This window comes from Microbacterium sp. H6 (genome assembly GCF_003314775.1).
Taxonomy (GTDB): Bacteria; Actinomycetota; Actinomycetes; order Actinomycetales; family Microbacteriaceae; genus Microbacterium; species Microbacterium oxydans.
Map to the genome: position 1 here is coordinate 1 of NZ_QOAY01000297.1, position 5,417 is coordinate 5,417.

Annotated in this window: 7 protein-coding genes; 3 read left to right on the top strand and 4 right to left on the bottom strand. The window is 69.9% G+C overall.

Annotation, left to right across the window (positions count from 1 at the left end; translation table 11 throughout):
• A partial coding sequence (locus DSP71_RS19200) for a copper homeostasis protein CutC (protein ID WP_309472634.1) occupies positions 1-250 on the bottom strand: 250 nt, incomplete at its 3' end.
• A 59-nt stretch (positions 251-309) separates the two neighbouring features.
• On the opposite strand from DSP71_RS19200, the gene DSP71_RS19205 reads away from it, so the two are divergent.
• The 3 genes from DSP71_RS19205 (at position 310) to DSP71_RS19215 (ending at position 2,440) form a co-directional block, all read left to right on the top strand.
• Positions 310-750 carry a MarR family winged helix-turn-helix transcriptional regulator gene (locus tag DSP71_RS19205; RefSeq protein WP_046747567.1) on the top strand — a complete coding sequence of 147 codons (441 nt, stop codon included), beginning with the start codon at positions 310-312 and terminating at the stop codon, positions 748-750.
• A 5-nt stretch (positions 751-755) separates the two neighbouring features.
• Positions 756-2,090 (top strand): MFS transporter, encoded by a 1,335-nt coding sequence (locus DSP71_RS19210; protein WP_082108607.1) that lies wholly within the window; start codon positions 756-758, stop codon positions 2,088-2,090.
• A 62-nt stretch (positions 2,091-2,152) separates the two neighbouring features.
• The gene (locus DSP71_RS19215) at positions 2,153-2,440 is read left to right on the top strand and encodes a hypothetical protein (protein ID WP_045264425.1); all 288 of its coding nucleotides are present in this window, start codon (positions 2,153-2,155) and stop codon (positions 2,438-2,440) included.
• 87 nt (positions 2,441-2,527) lie between these two features.
• Here DSP71_RS19215 and rocD read toward each other — a convergent pair whose 3' ends face one another.
• The 3 genes from rocD to DSP71_RS19230 all read right to left on the bottom strand — a co-directional run.
• Positions 2,528-3,733: an ornithine--oxo-acid transaminase gene (rocD, locus tag DSP71_RS19220; protein ID WP_113681842.1), complete on the bottom strand. Its 1,206-nt coding sequence runs from the start codon at positions 3,731-3,733 to the stop codon at positions 2,528-2,530.
• Positions 3,730-4,608 carry a dimethylargininase gene (gene ddaH / locus DSP71_RS19225; RefSeq protein ID WP_046747564.1) on the bottom strand — a complete coding sequence of 293 codons (879 nt, stop codon included), beginning with the start codon at positions 4,606-4,608 and terminating at the stop codon, positions 3,730-3,732. Before ddaH ends, rocD begins: the two co-directional genes overlap by 4 nt.
• Positions 4,609-4,823: 215 nt before the next feature.
• Positions 4,824-5,417, bottom strand: a 594-nt coding sequence (locus tag DSP71_RS19230; protein WP_147251405.1) for a zinc-binding dehydrogenase, incomplete at its 5' end; no start/stop codon positions are given.

The following is a 5,417-nucleotide window of genomic DNA, read 5'->3' on the forward strand; positions in this document are numbered from 1 at the left end:
CGAGCTCGGCCACGGCGAGTTCGTCGTCGTCGTAGTGGAAGCCGCCCGCGCGCGGGCGGATCAGCACGTGCACCTCGGGGCCATCGACCCCTGCCGTCTCGACGGCGAGCTCGATCGTCGCGGGCGACGGGGTGAGTCCACCGAGGGCGAGAGCCGTCGCGAGCTCGACGCGTGCCGCGCCGACCTCCTTGGCGATGCGCACTCCGGCGGGGTCCTGCACGGCGATTTCCAAGGCGAGCGTTCGGGTCACCCCTCCATTGTGCCCGCTGCCGCGACGGCATCCGGAAAATTAGATAGGCTATCTAAGTAATGTCTGCGTCTGATGAATCCCTCCGCCTCACCGCCACAGACCTTCGCATGGCCACGTTCCGGCTGGCCCGCCGCCTCCGCTGCGCCCGCGCCGCCGACTCGATGAGCGACGCGCAGCTGGCGGTGCTCGCCGACCTGCGCATGAACGGCCGACGCACGGTCTCGACCCTCGCCGAACGCGAACGCGTGACCGCGCCGTCGATGACGAGCACGATCAACGGCCTCGAGGAGCAGGGCTTCGTCGTGCGCACCCCCGACGAGGACGACCGGCGACGCGTGCAGGTCGACATCACCCCGGCCGGTGCCGAGATCGTGGTCGAGACCATCCGCCGGCGCGACGAGCTGCTGGCCGACATGCTGCGCGAGGTCGACTACACCGAGGCCGAGCTGACCACACTGCGCGAAGCGAGCGCCCTGATGCGGCGGGTGGTGGAGAGATGAGCGCCATGTTCCGCTCGTTCGCGAACATCAACTACCGGATCTGGTTCGCGGGCGCCCTGATCTCCAACGTCGGCGGGTGGATGCAGGCCACCGCGCAGGACTGGGTGGTGCTCACCGAGCTCACCGACAACGACGCCACGGCGATGGGCGTCACCATGGCCCTGCAGTTCGGGCCTCCCCTCGTGCTCGTGAGCATGACGGGGTGGGTGGCCGACCGCTTCGACCGCCGGCACATCCTGTTCGCGACCCAGTCGGCATTGCTGGCCCTGGCCATCGCGGTCGGTGTGCTGCTGCTCAACGACCTCATGACGCTGCCGATGATGTTCGGGTTCGCCCTCGGATTCGGCATCGTGAACGCCTTCGACGCCCCGGCCAGGCAGGCGTTCGTCTCGGACATGGTCTCCACCGGCGACACCTCGAACGCGGTGGCCCTCAACTCGGCGTCGTTCAACCTCGCCCGCATGGTGGGGCCGGCCGTCGGAGGCCTGCTGATCGTGGCGATCGGCTCGGGCTGGGTGTTCATCGTGAACGCCGCGACCTTCCTGGCGATGCTCCTCGCGCTCCTGTTGATGCGGCGCAGCCTGCTCGCCCCTCGGCTGAAGAACCGCAGCCGCGGTGGCCTGGCAGCCGGCTTCCGGTACGTATGGGGACGCAGCGACCTGAAGGTCGTCTTCGTCACGGTCTTCCTGATCGGCGCCTTCGGCATGAACTTCCCGATCTTCGCCTCGACCATGGCACTCGAGTTCGGTGCGGGAGCCGACGGATACGGTGTGCTCAGCTCGGTGCTGGCCATCGGGTCGCTGATCGGCGCCCTGCTGGCCGCACGTCGCGACCGGGCCCGGGTACGGGTGGTGATCCTGGCTGCCGGCGGGTTCGGGATCGCCGCCTTCGTGTCGTCCGTGATGCCCAGCTACGCGTCGTACGCCGTGACCCTGACGTTCACCGGCTTCATGATCGTGACGCTCCTCACCACCGCCAACGGCTACGTGCAGATCACCACCGATCCCGCCCTGCGCGGCCGTGTGCTCGCGCTCTACATGGCGGTGATCATGGGCTCGACCCCGGTGGGCGCTCCGATCGCGGGGTGGGTCGCCGACACGTTCGGGCCGCGCGCTGCGATCATGCTCGGCGGCACGGCCGGATTCGTCGCCTGTGCGATCGGTGTGATCTGGGTGGCGACGTCCGGGCGCCTGCGACGCGACGAGAACCGCCGCTTCCTGCTCACACTCGACGAGACCCGCCCGCTCAGCGTGATCGAGGTCGACCCGATCGAGTTCAGCGACGAGGCCGCCGTGACCACGCCGATCCGCACCGCCAAGCGGCGCGACCCCGACGACTGAGCATCCTCGGCCTGTTTGTCAATGCCCTCTGCGGAGGGCCGCACCCGACGTAGCGTCGTCGCATGGACGAGAACACGGAACGCACCCCCCACCCGCAGGACCCGGCAGAGGGCGCACCCGGAGTCGGAGCACCGGACGAGGACTCCGGCCAGGGCGACGGCACCGGCGGAGCCATCCAGGGTGATGCCTCGCGCGGCGAGTCCACCGGAGGAGCCATCCAGGGCGACGCCGGCCAGGGCCATCGTGCGGCCCTCGGCGGCGACGAGAACACCGAGGATCAGCTCGACGCCGATAACGCCGCCGAAGAGGACACCCTCAAGACGCTCGACCCGGATTCCCCACCGGCCTGAGCGGCACGAGGACAGCGCCACCGCCAGCCGTCTCATCCCCAGTCGACGGCCGTGACAGCGGTGGCGCTGTCCGTGTCGGCGGGTCGGTCAGGCGCCCAGCACGAGCTTGAGCTGCTCCACCGCCCAGTCGAGCTCGGTCGCACGGATCACCAGCGGCGGCGCGATGCGCACCGTCTGTCCATGCGTGTCCTTCACGAGCACGCCGCGTTCGAGCAGCTTCTCGGCGATCTCCCGCCCTGTGCCGTTCGCGGGGTCGATGTCGACCCCGGCCCAGAGTCCCGCGATGCGCACGGCCGTGACGCCGTGGCCGATCAGCGGCTGCAGCGCCTGCTCCAGATGGGCTCCCAGCGCACGGGCGCGCTCCTGGAACTCCCCCGTCTGCAGCATCTCGACGACGCGCAGGCCCACGGCTGCGGCGAGCGGGTTGCCGCCGAACGTCGAGCCGTGCTCGCCGGGACGGATCACACCGAGCACATCGGAGTCGCCGACCACGGCCGAGACCGGGAGGATGCCGCCGCCCAAGGCCTTACCGAGCAGGTACAGGTCGGGCACGACGCCCTCGCGGTCGCATGCGAACGTCTCTCCCACGCGACCGAGACCGGCCTGGATCTCGTCGGCGATGAACAGCACGTTCTTCTCATCGCAGATCTCGCGGATGCGGCGCAGGTATCCCTCCGGCGGGATCACGACCCCTGCCTCGCCCTGGATCGGCTCCACGAGCACGGCGGCAGTGTCGTCGGTGATGGCTGCGGCGATGGCGTCCGCGTCGCCGTACGGCACGACGTCGAAGCCGGGCGTGTAGGGCCCGAAGTCGTCGCGCGCCTGCTCGTCGTCGCTGAAGCTGACGATCGTGGTCGTGCGCCCGTGGAAGTTCCCGGCTGCGACGATGATGCGTGCCCTGCCCTCGGCGATGCCCTTGACGCGGTAGCCCCACGCGCGGGCGACCTTGATGCCGGTCTCGACGGCTTCGGCACCGGTGTTCATCGGCAGCACGAGGTCTTTGCCGGCGAGCTCCGCCAGCGCCGCGGCGAACGGTTCGAGGCGGTCGCTCTGGAACGCACGACTGACGAGCGTGACCCGTCCGAGCTGCTCGGTGAGCGCGGCGACGAGTGCCGGGTGCCGGTGACCGAAGTTCACGGCGGAATACGCGGCGAGCAGATCGAGGTAGCGCTTGCCCTCGACATCCGTCACCCACGCGCCCTCTGCGCGGGCGATGTTCACGGGCAGCGGGTGATAGTTGTGTGCGACGTGCGGCTCGGTGTTCACATCGGCGCCTGCCTCCAGCGCGGTCACTTCGCGCCCCGAAGCTCGAGCGTGCAGCACTTGATGCCGCCGCCGCCGAGCAGCAGCTCGGAAAGATCGATCATGATCGGGTTGTAACCGCGCTCGCGCAGCTGCTTCTCGAAGCCCTTCGCGCGCGGGGAGATGATCACGTTGTAGCCGTCGCTCGCCGAGTTCAGGCCGAACACCGAGCCGTCCTCGTCCGACACCAGGATCGCGTCGGGGAAGCGCTTCTCGAGCTCGGCGCGGCTCGCGTCGTCGAAAGCACCGGGGAGGTACGCGATGTTCGCGTGCTCCGGGCCGCCGTTCTCGAGACCCTGCACCGGATCGAGCACGGCGATCGCGGTGTCGAGGTGGTAGAAGCGCGGGTCGACCAGGTTGAGCGACACGACCTCGCGGCCGAAGACCTCGCCGACCTCGCGGTGACTGTCGCCGGTCGAACGGAAGCCGGTGCCGGCGAGGATCACGTCACCGACGAGCAGGAAGTCGCCCTCGCCCTCGTTGACCTCCTTCGGCATCACGGTGTCGTAGCCCGCGCCGCGGAACCAGTCGGCGAAGGCGGGAGCCTCGCCCTGGCGCTCGACGAAGCGGAACTCGGGCACATAGGCGCGGCCGTCGATGAGGAACCCGCCGTTGGCCGTGTAGACCATGTCGGGGTATCCGGCGAGGGGCTCGATGAGCTCGACGTCGTGGCCCAGCTCGACGTACAGGTCGTGGAGCTTCTGCCACTGCGCGACCGCCTTCGCGGTGTCGGTGGGCTTCGACGGCTCCATCCACGGATTGATGGAGTAGTTGACGGTGAAGTGCTCCGGCTTGCACATCAGGTAGTGGCGGTGGTGCGCGGTGCGGGCGGGGGCGGTGGAGACGGCGGCTTCAGGCGTCGACATGGGAGCTCTCCTCGGAGGACGGGCGCGGCGGACGCTGTCCAGGGGCCCGGCGGTCCTTCGACCCTTCGCTCGATCGAGCGGGCGTCGGGGAAGATGCGACTCGGGCACGCCGGGGTCCATTCTGTCACCCGCCCCCTGTGCACCGCCAGAGCGCGGTGGGGGGGTGCTCCGCCACACCGCTGTCGGTGCGGCACCAGAACACCGCCGATGAGCGCTCAGACCGCGGTGCCGGCGACCACGAGCTTGCCCACCGTGTGGCCGGCTTCCAGTCGGGAGAGAGCCGCCGATGCCTCGGCGAAGGGATACTCGCGCTCGATGACGGGGACGATCCGCCCCTCGGCCACGAGGTCGAGCAGCTTCGCCAGCACCTCGGGGCGTGGCGTCGCGGCGAGCGGTCGGATGCTCCGCGAGCCGATCGACAGGAACACCGCGCGCAGCATCCGTGGGACGGGGCCGAGCACATGGCCGCCGTCGCCGGTGACCAGCACGACTGTGCCGCCGGGAACGACGAGACGCTTCAGCTCGCGCAGCGGCATCCCTCCCGCGATGTCGATGATCGCGTCGAATCGGCCGTCCGCGAGCGTGCTCAACGGCGACTCCCTGTGGTCGAACGTGCGCACCGCGCCGAGCTGCTCGATCAGCGGCGCGTTGCGGTCGCGACAGGTCGCCCATACCTCGGCTCCGCGGAGAGTCGCGAGCTGCACGGCGAACGTGCCGACGCCTCCGGATGCACCGATGATCAGCACGCGCGGCGCCCCACCCGCCGCGTGGCCACCGTCTGCGAGTCCGACCCCGGCGAGGTCGAGGGC

Excerpts from the sequence above, each read along its gene's own strand:
- DSP71_RS19205 (WP_046747567.1), top strand. The coding sequence starts at position 310 with ATGTCTGCGTCTGATGAATCCCTCCGCCTCACCGCCACAGACCTTCGC.
- DSP71_RS19210 (WP_082108607.1), top strand. The coding sequence starts at position 756 with ATGTTCCGCTCGTTCGCGAACATCAACTACCGGATCTGGTTCGCGGGC.
- DSP71_RS19215 (WP_045264425.1), top strand. The coding sequence starts at position 2,153 with ATGGACGAGAACACGGAACGCACCCCCCACCCGCAGGACCCGGCAGAG.
- ddaH (WP_046747564.1), bottom strand. The coding sequence starts at position 4,608 with ATGTCGACGCCTGAAGCCGCCGTCTCCACCGCCCCCGCCCGCACCGCG.